This is a genomic window from Bacteroides sp. Ga6A2 (genome assembly GCF_000702225.1).
Lineage (GTDB): Bacteria > Bacteroidota > Bacteroidia > Bacteroidales > Bacteroidaceae > Ga6A1.
In genome coordinates, this window is sequence record NZ_JNKX01000020.1 from 67,773 (window position 1) to 90,159 (window position 22,387).

Below are 22,387 nucleotides of genomic sequence, written 5' to 3' on the forward strand. Positions count from 1 at the left end.
TTCCATACAGAGAATCCGATTAGCGTAAATTGGACTGTAGTTCCAGTGGAACTGATTAAGTGATTTTTCTAATATTAAAAAAAAGCAAGGACAATCGGCACATACTTCACCTCATTTGTCGGCAGTTCGATTCTGCCCCGCGCCTCTAAAAGAAGATAAGGTCAAGAACAGCTTACTTCCATAGTTTATACAAGAAACTCGTTTAGCAGTTCAATTACCTCATCTTTCTGATTATTAACAAGGTCAAAAGCCGGCATACTTCTCGCTCCTTCTCTGAGGCAGACTATGCGACCCTGCCGATGCCAGCTAATTACCTTTTATGATTTTAAAACAATGAACAAGAATCTGACAAAAGTAGCCCTGCGCTATCGCGCACTGTTCCTCGACATCAAGCGAGAGGACATCGACATGAAGTCAAACACATCAGTAATGACAAGAGCATTCGCCGCTCGTCTTATGGAAAACGGCTTCAGTTTGAGCGAAGAACTGCTTCATGCACTCGACATGGTTTCTACCGACACACTTGCCGATACTGTTGAGTGCATAAACAATATTATGGGCGTAAATCTTAACTGGGCATCGCTCGTAAAAGGCTGGGACAAGCCTACAAAAGAGACGAACACCGACCATCTGATTACATGGATTGCCAACATTTTCGGTATGGAAAACTTATTCAAAGGAACAACACTTCCGTGCGGCTGCTTCATTCCCGAAGGAATATTTCCGTTGGAGAGATACAACGGCTGTCCGTTCTGTGGAACTCCGTTCGAGACGAGCAATTTTGTGTATAAAGGTCAGACAAGCAAACAGAAAGAACTCAGATTGTTCACACGACACGACTTGAAGAAAATTTTCGACTCTCTTCTTTCATCTGTCACCCCACTCGACGAGACACAGAAAGATTCCCTCAAACTGATGCTCAACGAGTTTCCGCTTTCAGAAGATACAAACATCGGCATGAAGGAAACAACAATGCTCATAATTGAAGCGATGATAGAGAAAAGTAAAGGTGATGAAGCGACAAGGTTCTTTAAAACACCAACCGACGTGCTTCGATACCTCTGGTACAAGAAAACCGGATTCGTGCAGATTATTGAGCCGAAAACACTGATGACACACTCGAAGAAAATGTACCATCACATGTTCGGACCATTCGACAAAAGTGCCGATGCCGCAAAGGTAATGAAACAAAAACTGATGCTGAAATACGACAGAAAGACCTGCCTTTGCGTAGCCCGATGGCTCAATGCCATTCCGATGACGGCAAAGCAAGCCGCAGAGAATATGAATCCGAAGCGAGGAATGTGGGTCAGAATGATTCGCGCCCTACGATTAGGAGAATATTCACGAAAGAAAGGAATGGAGCATTTGTCTGAAATACTCGATGTGTTCTACAAAAACGACTACGAAACATGGCAGGGAACTGTAGACAAGGCTCGCAAGGAAAACAATGCCGACAAGACTCTAGCACTGCTCAAGGAGCGTCCGGGGCTTTTCGCACGCAGTCTGTTTGCATCAATGCTGCGCTTCGGCAGCGACAAAGTTCTTGAAGCCTTCGATAACGTTGCAGACAATCTTCCAGCACGTCTGCTCTTATCGCTCGGCAATGCAGCAGAATCGTATTTCGACATTAACCAAACCCGATTGGCGCATCCAATAACTGGTGTGACATACAAAATTGAGCCGAACAAACTGCTCAATCTATACGACGAAAATTCGCGTCGAAAGATGGTTGAGGATGTGAACAACATCTACAAAGCGTCAATGGAGCGTCGCTTTGCTAAGCAAAAAAACGATGCAAAAAGTGTTTTCATCGACCCTAAACTGTTCAGCATTCCAGTAAATGTGGGCAACCGGTCGACAACAATTCAAGACACATCGTGCGCCTTAATGGGTACGCGATTCCCTGTAGAAGGCGATGCCGTGCGTCTGTTTCTGCAATGGGGAAAAGGCTTGCACGCACAATGGCTCGACATGGATTTGAGTTGTCGCATCGCGCTACCAAACAACAAAACTGCCGAGTGCGCCTTTTACAGTCTGAACTGCGTCGGAGCAAAACATTCGGGCGACATCCAGCATATTCCCGAAATGGTTGGCACAGCCGAATACATAGAGTTGTCACTGCCTGAACTTGATGCAGCTGGAGCAAAATACGTCACATTCACCTGCAACGCTTACTCGTGCGGCTCACTATCGCCAAACCTCGTTGTGGGCTGGATGAAATCTGCCTACGAAATGAAGATTTCAGAAAAGAACGGTGTAGCATACGACCCATCGTGCGTGCAACACATGGTCAGGATTAGCGAAGGAAATCTGTCAAAAGGACTTGTCTTTGGTATCCTCGATGTAGCAAGACGCGAAATTGTATGGCTTGAGATGCCTTTCACGGCACAGACTCTGCGCGGAGCAGACAATGAATCGATAGAGTCTTTGCTCAGAAAACTAGAAGCAAAGCTTACAGTTGGCGAACTTATTGAAATGAAAGCAAAGGCTCAGAATATCGTCAGAACAGAAAAGTACGAAGAAGCCGACGAGGTTTACAACTACGAATGGGCTTTAAATCCAGCCGATGTGTCGAAACTTCTGAATATATAAACAAAAAAATGCAAGACTTACCCAAGTGTTTAAAGGAGGCGCGATAAGTTCAAGCTGGGATTTACCCCATACGTCGGTTAGAATCCGACAGTCTTGCATTTTCTTTTTTCTGACAAAAACTTACACTATCCAATATGAATAACTGATGCAAGGCGCGTTGCTTTTTTGAACTTTTTAGGCAACGCGCTTTTTTTGATTTATTCTGAAAGAAATCGGGACTTTGTGCAACCAACGGCAAAACGACTAAAACTTCGTCATTACCTTCTGAAAGATGTGCACAACGGCATCTTTTGGCGAGTAGAAAATCATTCTCGGCCCTACCCAGCGCATAACCTCGCGAATCTGGGCACGTTCTTTTGGAGCGTAACAATGTGTAGGACAATCCTTGCACGCCGTTTTCTTCTCACCATATCGACAATGGTCAAGGCGACGGCAGGCAAAATCTGCCAGATGCTGATACTCTTCGGACAACGTATCTTGATGCAACCGATGACGGCAATACAAGCCAATCATCTTGCGGACAATCTGCTTTTCATTTTCAATTCTGCTCATTTTTCTTGTTGAGTTTTTTATTTTACGAAACGCCACAGCTATATTAAGAGTATTTTGACTTCACAATCTCATAAGAATTGCGCGTAAGACTGCGCAAAAGTTCATCAGGAGCATCGGCTGTGGCGACGCCTATCCAATATCTCGGCGACATATTGAAGGGCTTTACAACGCAATCGTGCTCGGCTCGCAACTCGTCTATATTCTCGGGCTGATGTTTTAGCGTGATGACCTCGAACTTGTCACAGTCGAAGAAAGAGAACATGTGTCCATGCACATAGAACACAAGCACCGAACCGGCACGGGGGAATGCCGTAAAAGGCATCTTTTCTTCTACATCATCGCCCAGCGAGAGGCAGAATTCGCGATATTCCTCAATATTCATAATCTATTCTAACTTAAAACTTATGCCCGATTTCTTTGCCTGTCTCATCTGCAAACGTCGTGGAATGTTGTAGATTCTGCCATCTTTGCGGAAACGTGCGCCAGTCTGCTTGAAGAAGAACGAAACGCCCGACTCCACGCATTGACGGCGGATGTCGAGAACCCAATCGTAGTCGCACATGCGCGCATCGTTGCCCGACTCTCCGCCGACGGTTACCTGTTCGCACCAGCCAGAAAGTTCTCCACGAAAATCGACCGGCTCGAGCAACGGCTCGCAGATTACTGATTTGTGGCATATTGGCAGCGAACGGAACAAAGGCAATCGCTCGTCTACACGGCGTTGATTCTCCATTGTGCAACAGATAGTTACGTTCTCGTAACCGTCACCCCAATCGTCGGGCAGCGACTGAAGAATCCGTTCGGGACGCTTCGTCACGATGAAGAAGCTAAGGTCGCTGCGAAGCCTCATCATCTGCCATGCCTCGGCGCGCCATTCGTCGGCCTCTTCGATAAAGAAATCGGAGGTGAAACACGTCCACATCATCGTTCCGGGCGGAATCTTCCATTCGCCCTGCCGCGTTCGTCTTACGGGCAGATTAAACAAAGAAGTACGGCGCACCTCATCGGGATTTTTGTCGAACTCGGCATCGCGACGGTAAACGTAGCAATGTTGGCAGCCTTCGCTCTTTTTGTGGCATCCGTGCCACAAGTTCCACACAACGCCGTCCATCACTTTCTGAGGTCGAAATGCTGAATCAGCGGCGGTGTGGGCGCAAGGTCGTAATAGTCCATCTCGGCAATCGGCATGCAGAAATATTCCATTTTGTCGTAACTGTCGTAAAGACGCGACAAGACGTCGTTGTGCTCGTAAATCCAGCGTTTTGTGGCTTCATCGACATCGAAACAGACCGTTCCGGAACAGCGAACGGAGATGTCGCCCTCGCTTGCCAGAAGTTCGACATGCGGATTCTGCTTCAGTTCGCGATAGACGGCTTTCTGCGCCGACGTGGCGAAGTACAGCACGCTGTCGTCCTGCTTCATTATTCTGAACACGCGCAGCTTCGGAAGATTGTCCGAGCACGTTGCAAATGCCACGTCTACATGACTCTGCAAAAATTGTAATGCCTTTTTCATTGTTTTCCTAATTTTCTTCAATAACCTCGATATAAAAACTGAAGGGACGAAAGCCGTCGTTGCAACTAATCATGGCACTCATCGGATTCTGCATCCAGCCGTCGAAAAAGTTGCCCTTGCCTTGCGACAGCGACTCTACAAACGGGCGCATAGACTGCCATGCCGAAGGACACAATCCTTCGGGGCACTTGCCTTCCGAAGAAATCCATTGCTGACCTTCACAAACATCGCATGTATGCTCTATCGGATTCTCAAACCGCGCCATGAGGTCGGGATAAACGCTCTGGCGGACAGCAGTTATTCGTACTTTCTTCATCAATTATTTTTGCGAGAGTTGAAAAATGGCAAGCCTTCCGCAAAGAAGATTGCAGAGCACTTCGGGACTAACCGTCAGCCCTTTGGCAGAGAACGAAATCTGCCCGTCGGCAAGTTCCTTTATCTTCTCGCGAGTAACGCAGCCTCCGCTTTCGAGTATTCGGTTCAACTCTTCGGCTGATTTGAAATTCACGACAATATTACCGCCATCTGTCGAGAAACTATCGACATACGCATATTGAACAGTCACATTTCCGTTTTCAATCACGACTTCGCCAGATGACAAAACGGCATAGGGTTTCTGCAGAATCTTGCTTTTCAGAAACAAGAAAAGAAAAACAAACATACAGATGCCAAACAATATTAAGCCGATGCTATACAAATCGTTTAGCCAACCAACAACTCGGCCGTTGCGATAGGCTGCAAGACAAACGTTATACAAAACGTAACTACACAAAAGAAAAACAATGTTCTGCTTCTGAGACTTGAAAATTTTAATGTCTTCCATATTTTTTCAGTTATTTCATTATAAAGAATCCAACAAATACGGCAGAAATGCCGAGTAACACGCTGCCTGCGGCATAGAGGCAGAACGACTGATAACAGCCCGACTGCAACAGCGCAAGACTCTCTTTAGAGAAGGTTGAAAACGTAGTGAATCCGCCGCAAAAGCCTGTTACGAGAAACAGATTCAACTGAACAGGCGCACTAAGACGCTGCAACCCAGCCCACAACATTCCGATGAGCAGACAGCCGGCAATGTTGGCGGTCATGGTAGCCCACGGAAAATCCGAACTTTTTATGAACTGCGCCACCATGTAGCGAGCCATTCCGCCAAGGCAACTTCCTGCCCCTACGAGCAACAAATCCTTTATCATCGCCTTCTATTCTTCAACCTCACAACGTCTGAAGCCCATCTCCTCGGCCTTTTCCTTGTTCATCATAAAATAAGTTGCCTCGCCCTCGGTGCAGACCTCGCCCTGCGAGTTTGTTATCTCGGCATGGATGAACAAGAGGTTTCGCATCTGCTTAACAATGTTGGCACGAATGGTTAACTGAGGCTCGGTTGTAGCCACAGCCTTGCGGAACTTAACGCTTAGATTGGCGGTGAATCCGCTTGTCTGCATCTTTCGCGTAACCACCCAGCCGCAAGTCTCGTCGATGAGCGTGCTCAGTATTCCGCCGTGCATCGTATCTACCCAGCCCTGAAAATTGCGTTCGGGATGCCACTTGCTAACAATATAATCGCCGTCCTCGTAGAACTCCATGTGCAGTCCGAACGGATTCTTTGGGCTGCAACCAAAGCAGTTGTACTGCGGATGATCGCACCACGGATTTATAATTTTCTTCATATCCATAAAAAAATCACTTCATTCAGCGTACAAAAATACACAGAATAAAGTGATTTCGACAAAATATTCGGAACGTTTTTTTCTATGCTCCAAGCCATTTATTGCTCTTAGGCAAACGAGCCAGAATTACAACCACGATGTACGATATTAGAATTGAAATTGCAGAATAAACAAGAATTCCAACAATTGCCGACGAAATATAACTGCCTGCCACTAACATAATTCCACGCACAACCATCATGTGCACCATGAAGACAGCATAACTCTTTGCGGCAAATTCCGAAACGATACGACCGAAAAGACCTTTACCATTCCAATTTACAGAACGTACAAGTCCGAAAAGTCCAATTGTCATAATTGCAACATTTGGAGTGCATGGCAACCAGCCAAGTTCCAAATCGGGAACAGACGTTGCCGTTGGTATGCGCATGTTAAACAGATACGCTGTTACTGCATATCCTGCAATAAACATCGGCAAGGAATATTTTAGCGAAGGAGCACCGTATTTCTTGAAATAGAAGCCCAGCACAAAATATCCTATAAAGCCAGAAAAGTAATAATGCATAGGATTTTCGTTCCAGAAAGTCTCGCCCCAGATGCTTGGCCAAAAATGATGCGCGTATGGCACAAATGTTGAAATAAACCAAAATCCGAGATAAGCCTGCAAAACCTTTTTGCTGACATTTTCGAGCCATGGCGAAATGATTGGCGCAAGCAAATACAGTCCCGACAGTGTGTAAACATACCACAAATGTCCTATTCTGGTTCCATAGTCTACAGGAATCATCATAATATTTGTAAGGAACTGAGTCAGACTACTGCCCTTTATCACAGCATAGCCCACGGCATACGCCACGCACCAAAACAAAAACGGATACAATATTCTGGAAAAACGACGGTGGAAGAAATCGCCAAGAGACATTTTCACTGGCAACAATAAATATCCAGACATCAAAAAGAACAATGGAACTGACGTACGACACCAACTTACCATATATCCAACCACATAAGCTGAGCTGTCTCTTACAATTACCACATGATTGCTATCATCTTTTGTCTGATAATAGAAAACACCAACATGCAACAAGATGACCAAAAAACATGCTAAAACCCTCAATACATCAAGAGAAAAATCTCTCTCTTTCTTACCAATCATACTTTATTTTTTACGAATGAATTTTAATCTGCGGCGCAAAGAAAATACTTTTTTCGTTTTTTTAGTAAAATCAGCCAGAGAAAAATCCATTTTTACATATTTTTCGACAATTTCAGCATATTTCTTTACACTTTATAATGTTAGAAATGGAAATTCACCGTGCCTACAATACCGTGGATATAAGTATTTTCAAAACTTGGATCGTACTTTTTGCGTACATTTGTGAGTCCGATGTTGCCCTCAACACCAATGCGCATTTTCCAGAACTCAAACATGATGCTTGGCTGCACTCCTACGGAGAAATCGTTGAGCTTTTCTTTGCCGTTTAGCCAATGATCGGGGACGGCATCGATATAGTACGAATCTTTTCCGATGCAATAAGAAAACATCGGTCCTACACCAAACACCCATTTGCATTTGCCTGCCGGAAGATGAAACTGCGCCATCACAGGAACATCTACAAAACCATAGCTAAAAGGATCGCCACCAACTTCTGGAGAAGACAATGTTTCTGATTCTTGGCGAAGCGTGATACACGGCATCAGAGAGAATTTCTCGCTGAAATAATAGTTCAGTCCGTAACCAATACGGAATGAATACCCGTTTGTACTTCCGTAATGACAAGCTTCTGTAACCATTCCAGCAGACAAATAGATGTTGTGTTCGAATTTCTTTGTCTGCGCCTGAGCGACGCTGTTCATGCCCAAGACGAGGGCGATACTTAACAATAGTTTCTTCATAATCTTTTAAATTTTGTTTTTGCAAAGAAGCCAGAGCCTCTTCGAGATAGTTTCTTCTTTTTAATACTCTAAACTGAAAAAATCGCCGCAAATTTAATAAAAAATTATAATTTTGTCTTTTTAAGACAAAAAAATGACTAATTTTACGTGATTTTTTCAGAAGAAATGAGATGAAAGACTTTGCAGCCATAGATTTTGAGACGGCAAACTACGAACGAACATCGGTCTGCTCGGTTGGCATCGTTGTAGTTCGCCACGGCGAGATTACCGATTCGTTCTACTCGCTTATCCAACCCGAGCCAAACTACTACAACTACCGTTGCTCGATGGTTCACGGACTCTGCCGAAAGGACACCGACAATGCGCCCGTATTTCCAAAGGTATGGGCACAGATTGAACCTCTGATTAAAGGGCTTCCGCTTGTGGCACACAACAAAGCCTTCGACGAAGGCTGTCTGAAGGCCGTTTTCAGAACATATCAGATGGACTATCCCGACTATATTTTCTTCGACACTCTGTACGCATCGCGCCGCAAGCTTCCGAAGTTGCCTAACCATCAGCTGCACACAGTTGCCACCGCCTGCGGATATCAGCTAACCAACCATCACAACGCCCTTGCCGATGCCGAAGCCTGCGCATGGATAGCACGGCAGATTATCGACGACTAACGTCCGCCAACCAATATTCTGTAGATTCCGCTGGCATAGCGTCGGAGGAAAATGCCGACACAAAAGCCAATAGGTGCAAAAACAAACGGAGAAACAAGAAACGACATTGTGTAGCCAAACCAATTCTTTCCCAAAACCATCGGAATTACCTTGACAATTATATTGAACATCGGCTCATGATAGAGATACAGAAAGAATGTAAACTGGCAAGCAAGACTCAATACGGCAGAATTCTTTAGGCGGAAATCCCTGGAAACCTGATAGTCGTAGATGCACCACATTGAGAAAACGCCCAACGTGTGTTCTGCAATTCGGTGAAAATCCCAATATCTCACGTCACCTACCTGACGGAAAACCGCCATTCCGACGAATGCAGCAAACATCAGCAAGACTATACCTCGCGGAATGCGGTCGAGTTTGTCGAGCACCACGCTGCCAGTAACAAACCAGTACATAGCATAAATAAACTTAACGTCGGGCAACAGAAAAAACAGCAGAACCATAACTCCTACCGACCACGATTTGGCATACTTTCGCAGATAAAAAATCAGCGGACTCAGAAAGATTATCACAATCAAATCTGCCAAGAACCACAAATGAAAGGCGCAAGGCAAACCGTTTCCGCAATTATAGAATAATGCCACAAGAATATCCCACAAAGGCTGAGTAACAAACATTTCGGTGTACGACTTGCTGTTTATATACGCCGATGCTCCGGGAATATGCTCAAGCACCACGAAGAACAGCGGAAACAGCACGGCGGCTATAATGAAAGGCACAAGCACGGTTCTCACCCTTTTCTTCATTTTTCTGAACACATTGCCGATGCTTTCTACATTCAGAAAGAAGAGATAGCCCGAAATGGCATAGAACATAGGCACCGCACAATAGCCAAAGGTCTCGGGAATGCAGTTGCGTACAAACATCGGAATGGTCATATCCACCCCAGTATCTTCGGGATACCCGGCATGCATGTACAGAACCATAATTATGGCGAAAAAAGAAACCACCTTCAGTTTGTCTGAGAAGTAAGGCGACATTGCCGAAGATTGCTGTGGTGTATTAGTATTTTCGATTTTCATTTTTTTAGTCTGAACAGATTTTGCATTTAACGACTGCACTTCAGTAGAGGTGAATCCGTAATAATGCGAGTGCAAATGTACACAAATATCCACTATCTCAATCTACAAACTTCAAGTTTATTTCTGAATAAAAATCCAACCAGCAGCAAAAATCACTAATTTTGGCTATACTCTGAACATATCATTCACTAATATTAGTGATTGCATGACTAAAGAAAACTGCATAATTTTGCAAAGAAATTTTGTATAACATTCGGAAATGATTTATATTTGCAGAATTAGTTAAAATCTATATACGAACCCAACTAACACACGGGGATAAGGCTTAAAGAAATATTATAGAATAACTTTTTTGCAAACATCATTTTTCGCACGGCGGCGATGAAAAGTAGAGGTTTATATTTTTTTGCGATGCTTTTAATAATGGCATTTGCAACAAACGTAATATATGCACAGAACACGCAGATTCGATTCACGGGAACGGTTACAAACAACAACGGAGAAGTTTTGACCGATGCAACCGTCGTTTTCGAACCTGTTAGAGGTGCACACTCCAAACCTTCGGGACTGCCCATTACCGCCACAAACAACAATGGATATGCCGTGAGTCTGCCCGATACATCGCTCTATCGCATCACGGTGTCGAGAATAGGCTACAAAAAAAGCGTAAAAATAACAGAAAGAGGCATTAAGGAGCAGAAAATAGACTTCATCCTGCAAAACAATGCCGAGATTAACGAAGTGGTCGTTACCGCCGCACAGACCAACACAAAGCACGAATCTATTGTGCGCAGCGCGATGGAGCATCTTCAGCCAACAAGCATTGCCGACCTTACCGAACTTCTGCCCGGCGGATTTGCAAAAGACCCTAACATGGGAGCCGCCAACACCATTGCCATGCGCGAGACTGGCGCAATGAATGCCTATGGGCAGAGCGCGACGAACAACAATTACGGCACATCGGCTCTGGGCACTCTATTTGTGGTCGATGGTGCGCCGATAAGCACCGATGCCAACATGCAATATTCTCCCCTATCGTCAACACAGAGCGCAACAACCGGCACATCTGCCGAGGACAGCCGAAACACGACGAATCGCGGCGTGGATATGCGAAGTATCGGCACCGACGACATCGAGAACGTTGAAGTTGTTCAAGGAATTCCTTCGGCTGAATATGGAAACCTTACGAGCGGAATGGTACTGATAAAGAAGATCAGACGAGCCACACCGGTAATTGTAAGACTGAAGGCTGATGGATATAGCAAACTCTTCGGAATCGGGAAAGGCATCGACCTGAGCAAGCGTAACACTCACTACAACAGCCATATTCTGAATATCGACCTCGGATGGCTGGACTCTAAAGTCGACCCGACGAACAATCTGGAGAACTACAAGCGCATAACTGCATCAGCCCGATACACAAGGCAGAAGGACAGAAACAAATTCCAGTCGGCAATCGACTACACGGGCACTTTCGACAAGTCGAAGACCGACCCAAACCTGAACTACGGCAGAATCGACGACTATCAGTCGAACTACAGCCGCGTGATGCTGACGAACAACCTGCACCTTAAGAAATTCGAAAGATGGAGTTTCGACGTGAACACCTCGGCTTCGATTCAGTTTGACAGACTGAAGCAGACGCGCCTCGTGGCTCCGCAGCGATACGGCATCGTGCCTACGGGATATGACGAAGGCGAGCAAGAGGCTCACGCGGTTTTCGGCGAATATGTGGCATCTTACCTGTGCGACGGAAAACCCTTCAGCGCAAGCATATCTACAAAGGCAAAGCGAACAATTACGCACAACGACAACAACTACATAATGTTCGGCACGCAGTGGGACTATGCCAAGAACTTCGGTGACGGACAGGTTTACGACATGGAACGCCCGCTTTCGCTTACGGGCTGGGCATCGCGTCCGCGCAAATATTCGGACATTCCGGCATTGCAGAATCTATCTGCCTATGCCGAACTGAACCGTGAGTTTCCGATAAAGAAAAACACGTTCAAACTAACAGCCGGCGTGCGTCTGAACACTCTGCCGGGGCTGAACTCGAAGTTCGACATGGCAGGAAAATTTTATGCCGATCCGCGAGTAAATCTCTCGTTTCAGGCCAAAGAAATCGGCGATGTTAAACTGATTGTGAATGCCGGCTTCGGGCTTACAACAAAGATGCCGACACTCAACTATCTGTATCCCGACAAGAGTTACAGCAACTTCAACTCGTTGGTTTACTACGACCAAGAAAATCCGACGGAGAACTCGAAATTCATTGTAACAACCTTCGTACAAGACCCAACAAACTACAATCTTAAGCCGGCACGCAACCAGAAGTGGGAACTGTCGCTCGCCGCCTACTACGGAAACGGCGGAAATGCCACCGTAAAGCTCTTCTACGAGAAGATGAACGACGGTTTCAGATACAGCAACGTGTACAACGCTTACAGCTACAACAAGTATTCAGACAAGTCGATGACCGACTACAATGAACTTCGCACGCTCGACGGATACACGCAGGTTACAAACGGCAGCAAGATTATAAAGCAAGGCGTTGAACTTACGCTGAACTTCGGCCGAATAAAGGCTATCCAGACGGCGGTAAACGTAACCGGAGCGTGGTTCAGAACACAATACCTGAACTCGCAGCCGATGTTCGAATCGGTTTCGGGAGTGATTGACGACACGACTATCAGCTCGCAGTTCGTAGGTCTTTACGACTGGAACGACGGCAAGATAAACCAGCGCGCCAACACCAACATCACGTTCGACACGCAGATTCCAAAATTCAGTCTGATATTCACAACCTCGGTACAGACAGTCTGGTTTATCAGCACCAAGACGATGTGGAAGAACGGAACACCGGTGGCCTACATCAGCGCAGCAGACGGCAAGATGCACGAGTTTGACGAGCAGAGTGCAAAAGATGCTTATCTTCAGCAACTTGTAAAGACTTACAATGCCGATTTGTTCAAGACATTCACCGTGCCGATGTCAACATTAGTCAATCTGAAGGTTACAAAATCAATCGGCAAGAATCTTAAGCTGTCGATGTTTGCCAACAAGATACTCGACTATCTGCCAACATACACCGCCAACGGCAGGATTATCCGCCGCAGCGCAAGCCCTTACTTCGGCATGGAGGCGAATATTTATTTGTAAAAAAAGATGAACAGAATTTTTAAATACATAGAATCGACAGGCATTGCCACGGCGTTGGTTGTGGCTCTGCTCTGTTCGTGCTCCGACAACGAAATCAGCCGCACTCAGACTGAGGTGAGCATCTCGTACCCCGCCGATGCCGAAGGGCTGACAATCGTAAGCGAGGAGATTAAGGCGGTTAATCTTTCGACCGGACAGACACAGATTTTGCCATCGAAAAGCAAGATTGACATCGTTAGCGGACTGTACGATTTCATCTACTCTGCCGAAGTCCGATTCTCGTCATCAAACGGAACGGAGACGAGCACCATGAAAGGCACTCTGTCGGGAAAGGCTGAAAACGTAAACATAACGCAAAGTCCGTGCAACGTGAACATCGAGACGTTCCTAAGCGCAGAGAACGACGACTTCATCATCGAGGAGATTTTCTTCACCGGAACGCTCCGTCCTTCGGGCTCGGCATATTACGGCGACGGATACATAAAAATCTTCAACAATACCGACCATGTGCTCTATGCCGATGGCGTGGGTTTCTGCGAGTCGAAATTCAAATCGACCGCCAACACCGAATATTCGCCCGACATCCGCAAGGACACGATGACGATTCAGTCGCTCTACATCATTCCCGGTTCGGGGCACGACCATCCCGTTCTTCCGGGACAGTCGCTGCTGCTTTGCGACACGGGCATAGACCATCGCAATGCCAATCCGAACTCGTTCGACCTAAGCGCGGCAGACTTTGAGTGGTACGACGTGTCGCAAAATCCGTCTACGCTCGACATTGACAGCGAAACCGTGCCGAACCTCGACAAATGGTACTGCTACACCGAGTCGTTCTACACCCTTCACAACCGCGGATTCACATCAATCGCGCTCGTAAGGGTTCCGATTGACAAGCAGACGTATCTGAAAGATTTCTGGTACTCGTACGACTATACCGTATACACCGCGGCAGGCGCATTTCCGATGCAGCAGCAGGCGTTCAAGATGCCAAACAACTGGATTCTCGACGGAGTGAATCTTAGCGTTGAGGCTGCACGCCTATGGAACGTACTTCCACCCTCGGTCGATGCAGGATGGACGCATTGCGGAACGACCGACAACGACAAGACGCGCTTCTTCAAGTCGGTGCGACGAAAGGTTCAATACATCAACAACGACGGCACGCGCCATCTGAAGGATACGAACAACTCGACCGACGATTTCAATGCTGACTGCATTCCATCGGTTATCGAACTTCAGAAATCAGTAATTGCCACCGACGGCACAAAGGCTGAGATAACGACTCTCGACGGCGCAACTTCAGTCAACTAACATCATCATGCTCAGAAAGTTACTCTACATATTACTCACGGCGTGCAGCACGCACATCTCGGCTCAGGAAAGCAGTCTGCTGCTTAACATTGCCGAGCACGATAACCGCGTAAGGCAGATGCGCAGCTATCTGTTCGATGCGCCATCGCTTCAGGTGCTGCGCAGCAACAAATCGCTCAACGACATTCGCGCCGGATATTCGCACCGAAGCGCGTCGTCTGGCACCGTTCCCGAGGCTGGCGACGGCGAAAAAACGGCTGGCATAGGCATAGATTCGTACATCAAGAACATGAATGTCAACCTGAGTTCAACAACCCTTTGGGGAGGCGCAAGTTACGAGCACAGCAAGACCGAAGACATCCGCTTTGCCGAAACAAACGATGCGGACATCGTCTACCCTTACATCACGGCAGACTGCATTGGCGGTTGGTTGAAATCGGAACTTTACAAATTCAAGGGCGGTGCAAGCTACACAAAGTTCAGCGAGAAACTAAACTCTGAAATGACATACGCCATCGAGGGCGAATATTCGGCACGGCTGGCATACCGAACCATCGACCCACGCCCGAATAATCTGTCGAGCGACTTCAAAATCGGCTTCGGACTCGGGCTGATAAAAGAAAAGTATTTCTATGCCATCGACATAGCACTTGGCAAGTACAAGCAGACGAGCAGCATAAAGACTTACGACCAAGTATCAACGCCTACGTTCTTCCATCTCACGGGCGCAGGAAACGACTACTACCGCTTCCGTGGCGACAACACAAGTTCGTACTACAATGGCAAGAACATTGGCGCAACCCTGACTTGGGGACGGAAAGACAACATAGGGCTGTTTGCATCGGCTGGCGCGGCCTTTTCTGATGTAGAAAAGATTATTACATCGCTAAACCAACTACCGCTTGCGAAGAAAAAAAACGCCGAGGCAAACGCAAAAGTCGGCTTCACGACCCGAGACGAGCGCACCGAGTGGGGCGTGGCGGCATCTGCCAAGATAAAGAACACCAAAGGCACGGAAAACATATTCGGAAGCGCACAGGACAACATCTATCCGCAGATTGCACAACAGCAGATGTACGGCGATTTCACGTTCGAAACAAATCTGAGCGCGACCGTTCAGCACCGCTACAGCAAAGGGTCGCTCTACGCATCGGTAGACATCGGCAACATCGCCAAAGAAGAGAAATACGAATCATCGCCAAGCCGACGGTTCAACGCCGATATGCTGTCGACTCGCCTCGCCGTTGGCGGAAACCACATCCGTGGCAGAATGATGTACAGCATCGGCGCAGAAGCCAGATTTCTGTCGGGTTTGAAGAACGAAATCGAAGGAGAAAAGCAGGACTTCAACAACGACGAGATATACGGCGCATGGCTCTGGCGAACCGAATATCTGGGCAACAGCCGTCGCGAAATAAGTGCCGAGGCATCAGTCGAATACGACACCAACAGGAAGGTTTCGATATACACGGCAGTGCAATATAATTATCAGCATTACAGAAAGTTGCATCACCAAGACATAATAACTGTTTCGGTTGGATGCCACTTCTGAAAGGACAGAAAAATAAGAACAAAACAAAATAACAATGAAAAGAAAATTTACTATTTTAGTCGGAGCTCTTTTGGCTCTCAGCATCAGCGCAAGCGCACAACTTGCAGCAACACTCAATTGGGCACACTCGGTTCAAGGACAGACAACTTCTGGTAACAGCCCAATCAGCATTAACAAACTTGCCGACGGCAACTACATCGTGTTCAGCGAATGGGGGTCTAAGTCCGATGCCGGTGCAGAATATCTGCACTTCGACAACGCCGCAACATCATTCAAGGGCGGCGAATACACAGGCAACAGTTATTGCGCAAACGCACTCATACAGAAAACATCGCCTGCCGATGGCAGCGTTCTCTGGACTGTTTACAGCAACTACGGATACATCAACTCTGGCTGCTCACACGTGTCGCCAACTGCCGACGGCGGATTTGTTGCAACATTCGAGGCGCGTGCCCTCGTTCCTGCCAAGGATTTCAACAACAAGAAACTGCTCTCTGTTGTTCAGGCTGATGGCAATAACTACGACATTGCTTTCGACACCGAACTTTACGTCGGTTCATCAAACACCGAGGCGGCAAACGTTATTCTTAAGTTCGATGCCAACGGCAGCATTGAGTGGAGCAGAGTTCTGCGCAGCAAGGTTCTGACAGACCGCACAAACTCGCCAAGCCTTACAAACACAAGCCTCAACACTCTGGCAACAGACGAAGACGGCAACATCTACATTGCCGGAAACTATCGTTCAGAACTCTACATCCCTAAGGCCGACAACACAACAGAGACCCTTGTTTGCGGCAATACGGCTGAGTGGAGCGGAGATACCCAGACTGCTACCGGCGAACTTTTCATCGTTAAACTGAACAAGAACGGTTTCTTCGAGAAGTCACTTCTTACAAGCGGAAAAAGCGAACTGTCTTACATTGATAACATGACATACGCTGGCGGAAAAATCTATTTCAGCGGTCATGCAAAGAAGACTACCGATGCCGATGTTCTGAGCCTCGACGGCAAGACCATCAACGCAAGCGCATCGCTCCAGACTATGTTCTACGGCGCAGCAAGCACAGCCGACATGACAGTCGACTACATCAAGACTCTTGCATCGGTTGCAAACAGCAAGGGCTCATTTGTTATCCAGAATAAGAACCTTAAGTTTGCCGACGGAAAGTTGTACTTCACAGGTTCTGTAAACGGCGGATTTGCTGAGGATGGCAAGAGCGAAGCCTTTACATCAAATAACGGAACATTGCTGAAGGGCTTCGTGCTTAAGGCAGATGCAACAACCGGCGACATCGAGGCATCATATTGCTTTGCCGATTCTAAGTCGGTCAGCGCATACTACGGCACTTGGATTGGCGATAAGATTGTTGCTACCGGATACGACATGAACGCAGCAGTAGGCCATGTGTTTACCGTATTGAACAAGGAAACACTCGCAAAAGAAGAGACAATATCAGTCTGCAACACATTCGGCTCTATTGCAATGATTGCAACACCTTTGCAAGACGGCAACACATTCGTTGTGGGCAACCGCGGAAAGGGCGAGACAGCCACAATTCTTAACGGCAGCGAAACCAGTCCTCTTGCCGTTGGAAGCAAGTCGTACTGGGGCGTTGTTTACATGAGTTACGCATTCAACTTCGGCACAACCGGAATTGAAAAGACTGCCGTAGCCGACACCGAAAGCGCAAAGGCATACAATATCGCCGGACAGCGCGTAAATCCAGCATCTAAGGGCATAACGATTATTAACGGACGCAAATATCTGAACAAATAAAAATGATTAAAATAGTAACTGCAATAGCTGCGCTTGCGCTGACTCTGTCGGCACAGGCGCAGCCGTTGCCTAAAGACAAGGCGGTTACCGAAGGCAGACTTGCCAACGGCATGACATACTTCATACGCCACAACAGCCAGACTCCGGGACAGGCCGATTTCTACATCGCCAACCGCGTAGGCTCAATTCTCGAAGAGCCTGAGCAACGCGGCCTCGCTCACTTCCTCGAGCACATGGCATTCAACGGAACAGAGCATTTTCCCGACGGCAACGGCGGAAAGAACTCGATACGAAACTGGTGCGAGCGCAACGGCATAAAGTTCGGAGCCGACCTCAACGCATCTACAGCCATCGAGCGCACGCTCTACAACATAGCCAACGCACCTGTAAACAAAGAGGGCGTAACAGACACATGCCTCCTTATCCTGAGCGACTGGAGTCATGCACTTCTGCTGCGCGACAACGAAATAGACCAAGAGCGAGGCGTTATTCACGAAGAATGGCGTACGCGACGCGCCAACCGTGCAATTCAGCGACTAATGGAAGATGCCATGCCAACGATGTATCAAGGCTCGAAATATGCCGATTGTCTTCCAATCGGAAGCATCGAGGTTGTCGACACCTTCCGCCACGAGGATTTAAGGCGATATTACCGCAAATGGTATCGCCCCGACTTGCAGGCAGTAATCGTTGTGGGCGATATCGACGTTGCCGACGTTGAAAGAAAAATCAAGAAATTTTTCGGCAACATCCCGGCAGCCGCACCCGATGCCGCCGAGCGCATCTACTACCCCGTTCCCGACAATCAGAAGACAATTTCGTATGTCGTGACAGACGAGGAGCAGCCTACGCTCAACTTCAGCATGTACATGAAGCGCAACAGTTCGCCGCGAAGCCAGAGAGCCACTCGCGAGGCGTTTGCCGACGATTACAAGTCGCGCCTCGCCATGTTCATTCTTCGCCAGCGACTGTCCGACCTCACAATGGCAGAGCATCCGCTCGTGCTCTCGGCATCGTGCCGCGACGGAAGTTTCTTCATCACCGACGAGAAAGATGCCTTCTCGCTCAACATCGGACTCTTCCCCGACCGTATTCAGGAGGGCATAAACGAGGTTTTCTCGGTTGTAGAGAATGCGCGCAAGCACGGCTTCACCGAGGCTGAACTGGAACACGCAAAACTTCAGCACAACGTAAATCTCGAACATCGCGTAGACAACAAGGACAAGGAGCGCAACCGCGAATACGTTGGTCAGATTATAAACCATTTCTGCAACGCCACTCACCTTATGTCAATCGAAGATGAGGCTGAGATTGAACATTCGCTGATGGAAAGCGTAACGCTCGACGATGTGAACAATGCCCTGAAAGAAATCGTTCTTGCTCCAGAAAGCACCGCTCCATCAAACAGAGTGATTACGGTTTACGGTCCAACGATATGGAACAAGAAGCCTTTCGTTATGCCAACCGAAAAGCAGTTTGAGCAATGGGTTGCCAATGCCGAAAAGCGCGACTACGAAAACAAGGAATACAAGGCGGTAGACCGCACTTTTATGAAGAAACTGCCGAAAAAGGGCAAGATTCTTGCCAAGAACAGTTTCTCTAACGGATATACCGAATACGTTCTGTCTAACGGAATGAAAGTCTATGGCAGAGCATCGGACATTGAGCCTAACCGCCTCACGATAAAGATGTTCAGAGCCGGCGGTCAGTCGCTCTACCCCGACAGCGATGTTCCATCGTTGCGAATGTTGCAGACGGTTGTAAGAACATCGGGCGCAGCCGATTTCGATTTCCTCACACTCGAGAAGAAGCGCGCCGGAAAGGCTCTGCGCGTAATTCCGTTCATCGACAGCGAGGAGGAAGGCGTGAAGGGCGTTTGTGCCGCATCCGACTTCAAGACATGGCTTCAGATTGCACATCTCTACATCACCCAGCCTCGCCGCGACGACAAGATTTTCAACAGCATCATCGAGCGTCAGCGCTCAATACTGAAGAACCGCGAGGCATCGCCAAACGTAGTGTTCAACGACTCAATCCGCACAACGCTCTATGACAACACCCAGCGCAGCATGCCTATCACGCTCGAGTGTCTCGACAGCGTTTCAAACGACCGCATCTATCAGATTTACAAGGAGCGTTTTGCAAACATGGCAGGCATGAATCTCATCGTCACGGGCGACATCCGCACCGACGAGTTCGAGGAACTTCTTTGCCAGTATGTTGCATCGCTTCCGGGCAAGGCAAGCAAGAAGAACGAGCCTCGCTGCGGAAAATATCTGCTCGACATAAAGCGCGGCGACCACAAGAATGTGTTCACATACAAGCAGAAGACGCCTTCGGCAATCACCAACATCATCTACTCGTACACAAGCAACGGCGAGGCTTACAATGCCGACAACGACCTCAAGGCCGACTTCCTTGCTCAGATTATGCGCAGCATCTACACTGAGACCGTACGCGAGGAGAAAGGCGGAACATACGGCGTTTCGGTTAGCAGCCAAGGCTGGAAACTGCCAACCGAGGGCATCTCGATGACGGTAAACTTCCGCTGCGACCCTAACAAGTTCGACGAACTTCTGCCAATCATCGACGAGCAACTCGAAAAGATGGCTCAGAACGGCCCTACCGAGGAGCAACTCAACAAAGTAAAGGAGTACGAGATAAAGAATTACAAGCGTGCCGTAGAGACAAACGGCTGGTGGGAATATCTGTGCTACCATGTCTTGGCAGAAAATATCGACTTCGGAAAAGATTACGAGAAGAAGGTTAACGACATCACTTGCAGCGATATACAGGATTTCTGCAAGCTCCTGCTGTCGCAAAAAAATAGAATTCAGGTTACAATGAGGCAATAAAAAACCGCCTCGTACGTTACATTCAAAAACAAAATAAAAATGAAAAAAACAGTAATTACGCTATGCCTCTCGCTCTTTGTGCTCTGCGCAAGTGCCGACGACATAATGAAACGCGAGGGCAAAACATACATCATTAACACAACCGAACTATGCTCTGCCAAGGGCTACAAGGCTACAACGCCGCTGCTCGTATATATCGAGAACGGAACGGTTGTAAAGATTGAGGCTCTGCCAAACAAAGAGAGCAAGGGCTACTTCGAGAGAATAAAGAAGAAACTTCTACCGCAGTATGCCGGTCAGAAGGTGGGCGCAGCCAAGAAACTCGCTAATGCCGGCGTTGACGAACTCGACGGCGTTACGGGTGCTACTTATAGCGCCAACGCAACGCAGCAGAACATCGCAGCGGCTCTCGACTATTACACAAAGAACGCTAAGAATAGCAAAGGAAAAAGAAAGAAATAGGATAACACTTTAATTTGAAAAGGAACATCGACGGCAGTGCTTTTTTGCGCTGCCGTTTTTTTTATACAACTAAAATAAATACGCAAGTTCGGCATCAGTCCGTAATAATAAGCAAAAAAGGTAAATCTTTATGCCGAAAAAAGTCCCAATAGCAACTTTCAATGTATTATATCCGAAGTATGATGAAAGTGGGTAGCAAGCCGATAGCATCGAGATAGGTTCGGGATTCCTTCGGGATGCGTTCGGGAAGTTTTTGAAACTTGAAATGTCATGTATCATTTTTTTGCGAAGATAATTTGAAAATTTCAGAATAGCATCCAGCCAGTTTTTTTGACAAATAATATTGTATGTCTCACGAATTATGTATAACTTTGCTATCGTTAAAATAATTTTAAATCAAAATATAAATTACCGCCCGAAAGGGTGGAAAAACTTAACTGTATGAACAAAATTTTTTCATTTGCCCTTGGCTTTGGTATGTTAACTGCATCAAACTACGTTTGTGCCCAAAATTGGCAAAGCAAGTATCATAATAATATTGCCGGATGGAGTCAAGGCGATGTCGACCTCGACCGTTTCATGGGCGGCAAGCCAAAATCCGATACTGCCAGCATAGTAGTTTCCTCCATGTTTTCATCCCATGAGAGATGCAAAAAAGTAAAAGGCGTAAAATATTATTACACAGGCACCGAAGCTTGTATCGACTATGATTTTTGCAAACTTAATCCCGAAGAGCATGACAGATTTCATGCACAGATGTATGCCCAGACAATTCTGAATATTTATGAAAAATATGCCCGTATTGCCACAGCCGAAAAGGCCAATGAACTATGGAGTTATTATGGCGGAATAAACAATTTTCATTCAGACAGAGCCGAAAGATACGCTAAGGATTTTTCAAAGAGCGTATCGTATGGCAAAGACACAGAAGAGTTGGAAAAGCGCTATGCCATGTCGGAAAAAGACCTTGAAGGAACAGAGTTTGACCCCGTGGAATGTGCCAATACATTTACAGAAAAGGGAGGTGTTGATATAAACATAGGAGCAGCCGGAAATTTTCAGGACACGGATGTCCTTGAGGGTGTGTCAAAATAGGCACATCCTCTTATTTGTTTTTTTACAGGCACGGCGTGGAAAGATTCTTTCTATGCCGCTTTTTTGATGTAAAATCTGTCACAAGCACCCACGAAGCCGCATTTTGCGTTATATAGTCGGTATATTGGTATAAAAACAGCCTTTGAGAGACCGTTCTGTGCCTGTTTTCTCATCACGGCAGCCATTTTCTTGATG

Annotated in this window: 20 protein-coding genes; 9 read left to right on the top strand and 11 right to left on the bottom strand. The window is 47.0% G+C overall.

The genetic code is table 11. The features are described from left to right. Positions 1–333 precede the first annotated feature (333 nt). On the top strand, positions 334–2,595 hold the full coding sequence (locus tag T538_RS0107220) for a TerD family protein (protein ID WP_031532923.1): 2,262 nt from the start codon (positions 334–336) through the stop codon (positions 2,593–2,595). 243 nt (positions 2,596–2,838) lie between these two features. Here the strand turns inward: T538_RS0107220 and T538_RS0107225 are convergent, their stop codons facing one another. The 10 genes from T538_RS0107225 to T538_RS0107270 all read right to left on the bottom strand — a co-directional run bounded on the left by T538_RS0107225 (position 2,839) and on the right by T538_RS0107270 (position 8,225). After that, on the bottom strand, positions 2,839–3,147 hold the full coding sequence (locus T538_RS0107225) for a nitrous oxide-stimulated promoter family protein (protein WP_031532925.1): 309 nt from the start codon (positions 3,145–3,147) through the stop codon (positions 2,839–2,841). A 43-nt stretch (positions 3,148–3,190) separates the two neighbouring features. After that, positions 3,191–3,529: an MmcQ/YjbR family DNA-binding protein gene (locus T538_RS0107230; protein WP_031532926.1), complete on the bottom strand. Its 339-nt coding sequence runs from the start codon at positions 3,527–3,529 to the stop codon at positions 3,191–3,193. A gap of 3 nt (positions 3,530–3,532) precedes the next feature. Next, complete coding sequence (locus tag T538_RS0107235) at positions 3,533–4,258, bottom strand: DUF5131 family protein (RefSeq protein WP_031532927.1); 726 nt, start codon at positions 4,256–4,258, stop codon at positions 3,533–3,535. Beyond that, positions 4,258–4,662: a pyridoxamine 5'-phosphate oxidase family protein gene (locus T538_RS0107240; protein ID WP_031532929.1), complete on the bottom strand. Its 405-nt coding sequence runs from the start codon at positions 4,660–4,662 to the stop codon at positions 4,258–4,260. The genes T538_RS0107235 and T538_RS0107240 overlap by 1 nt, the downstream gene beginning before the upstream one ends. Before the next feature lie 7 nt (positions 4,663–4,669). After that, complete coding sequence (locus T538_RS0107245; protein WP_031532931.1) at positions 4,670–4,978, bottom strand: TIGR04076 family protein; 309 nt, start codon at positions 4,976–4,978, stop codon at positions 4,670–4,672. 3 nt (positions 4,979–4,981) lie between these two features. After that, positions 4,982–5,485 carry a hypothetical protein gene (locus T538_RS0107250; protein ID WP_031532933.1) on the bottom strand — a complete coding sequence of 168 codons (504 nt, stop codon included), beginning with the start codon at positions 5,483–5,485 and terminating at the stop codon, positions 4,982–4,984. A gap of 10 nt (positions 5,486–5,495) precedes the next feature. Beyond that, positions 5,496–5,855 (bottom strand): fluoride efflux transporter CrcB, encoded by a 360-nt coding sequence (gene crcB / locus T538_RS0107255; RefSeq protein ID WP_197025762.1) that lies wholly within the window; start codon positions 5,853–5,855, stop codon positions 5,496–5,498. A 6-nt stretch (positions 5,856–5,861) separates the two neighbouring features. After that, positions 5,862–6,329, bottom strand: a complete 468-nt coding sequence (locus T538_RS0107260) for a PaaI family thioesterase (RefSeq protein ID WP_031532935.1) — start codon at positions 6,327–6,329, stop codon at positions 5,862–5,864. An 82-nt stretch (positions 6,330–6,411) separates the two neighbouring features. Continuing rightward, positions 6,412–7,485, bottom strand: coding sequence for an acyltransferase (locus tag T538_RS0107265; RefSeq protein WP_031532936.1), 1,074 nt, complete (start codon positions 7,483–7,485; stop codon positions 6,412–6,414). Positions 7,486–7,625: 140 nt separating this feature from the next. Beyond that, positions 7,626–8,225, bottom strand: coding sequence for an outer membrane beta-barrel protein (locus T538_RS0107270; RefSeq protein WP_031532937.1), 600 nt, complete (start codon positions 8,223–8,225; stop codon positions 7,626–7,628). Between the two features lie 170 nt (positions 8,226–8,395). Between T538_RS0107270 and T538_RS0107275 the strand changes: the two genes are divergently transcribed. After that, entirely contained in the window at positions 8,396–8,893 is a 498-nt protein-coding gene (locus T538_RS0107275) for a 3'-5' exonuclease (protein WP_031532938.1), read from the top strand. Here the strand turns inward: T538_RS0107275 and T538_RS0107280 are convergent. Further along, positions 8,890–9,975, bottom strand: coding sequence for an acyltransferase family protein (locus tag T538_RS0107280; RefSeq protein ID WP_155993053.1), 1,086 nt, complete (start codon positions 9,973–9,975; stop codon positions 8,890–8,892). The genes T538_RS0107275 and T538_RS0107280 overlap by 4 nt on opposite strands. Positions 9,976–10,398: 423 nt before the next feature. Between T538_RS0107280 and T538_RS0107285 the strand changes: the two genes are divergently transcribed. From T538_RS0107285 to T538_RS0107315, 7 genes are all read left to right on the top strand, one after another. Then, complete coding sequence (locus T538_RS0107285) at positions 10,399–13,137, top strand: TonB-dependent receptor (protein WP_231497080.1); 2,739 nt, start codon at positions 10,399–10,401, stop codon at positions 13,135–13,137. A 6-nt stretch (positions 13,138–13,143) separates the two neighbouring features. Continuing rightward, on the top strand, positions 13,144–14,451 hold the full coding sequence (locus tag T538_RS0107290) for a DUF4876 domain-containing protein (protein ID WP_031532944.1): 1,308 nt from the start codon (positions 13,144–13,146) through the stop codon (positions 14,449–14,451). Between the two features lie 7 nt (positions 14,452–14,458). After that, the gene (locus T538_RS0107295) at positions 14,459–16,003 is read left to right on the top strand and encodes a DUF6850 family outer membrane beta-barrel protein (RefSeq protein WP_031532945.1); all 1,545 of its coding nucleotides are present in this window, start codon (positions 14,459–14,461) and stop codon (positions 16,001–16,003) included. A 34-nt stretch (positions 16,004–16,037) separates the two neighbouring features. Then, positions 16,038–17,780 carry a hypothetical protein gene (locus tag T538_RS0107300; RefSeq protein ID WP_031532946.1) on the top strand — a complete coding sequence of 581 codons (1,743 nt, stop codon included), beginning with the start codon at positions 16,038–16,040 and terminating at the stop codon, positions 17,778–17,780. Between the two features lie 2 nt (positions 17,781–17,782). After that, entirely contained in the window at positions 17,783–20,635 is a 2,853-nt protein-coding gene (locus T538_RS0107305; RefSeq protein WP_031532947.1) for a M16 family metallopeptidase, read from the top strand. 39 nt (positions 20,636–20,674) lie between these two features. Further along, on the top strand, positions 20,675–21,097 hold the full coding sequence (locus T538_RS17095) for an FMN-binding protein (RefSeq protein ID WP_031532949.1): 423 nt from the start codon (positions 20,675–20,677) through the stop codon (positions 21,095–21,097). 441 nt (positions 21,098–21,538) lie between these two features. Beyond that, positions 21,539–22,192, top strand: coding sequence for a hypothetical protein (locus T538_RS0107315; protein ID WP_031532951.1), 654 nt, complete (start codon positions 21,539–21,541; stop codon positions 22,190–22,192). Positions 22,193–22,387: the final 195 nt, after the last annotated feature.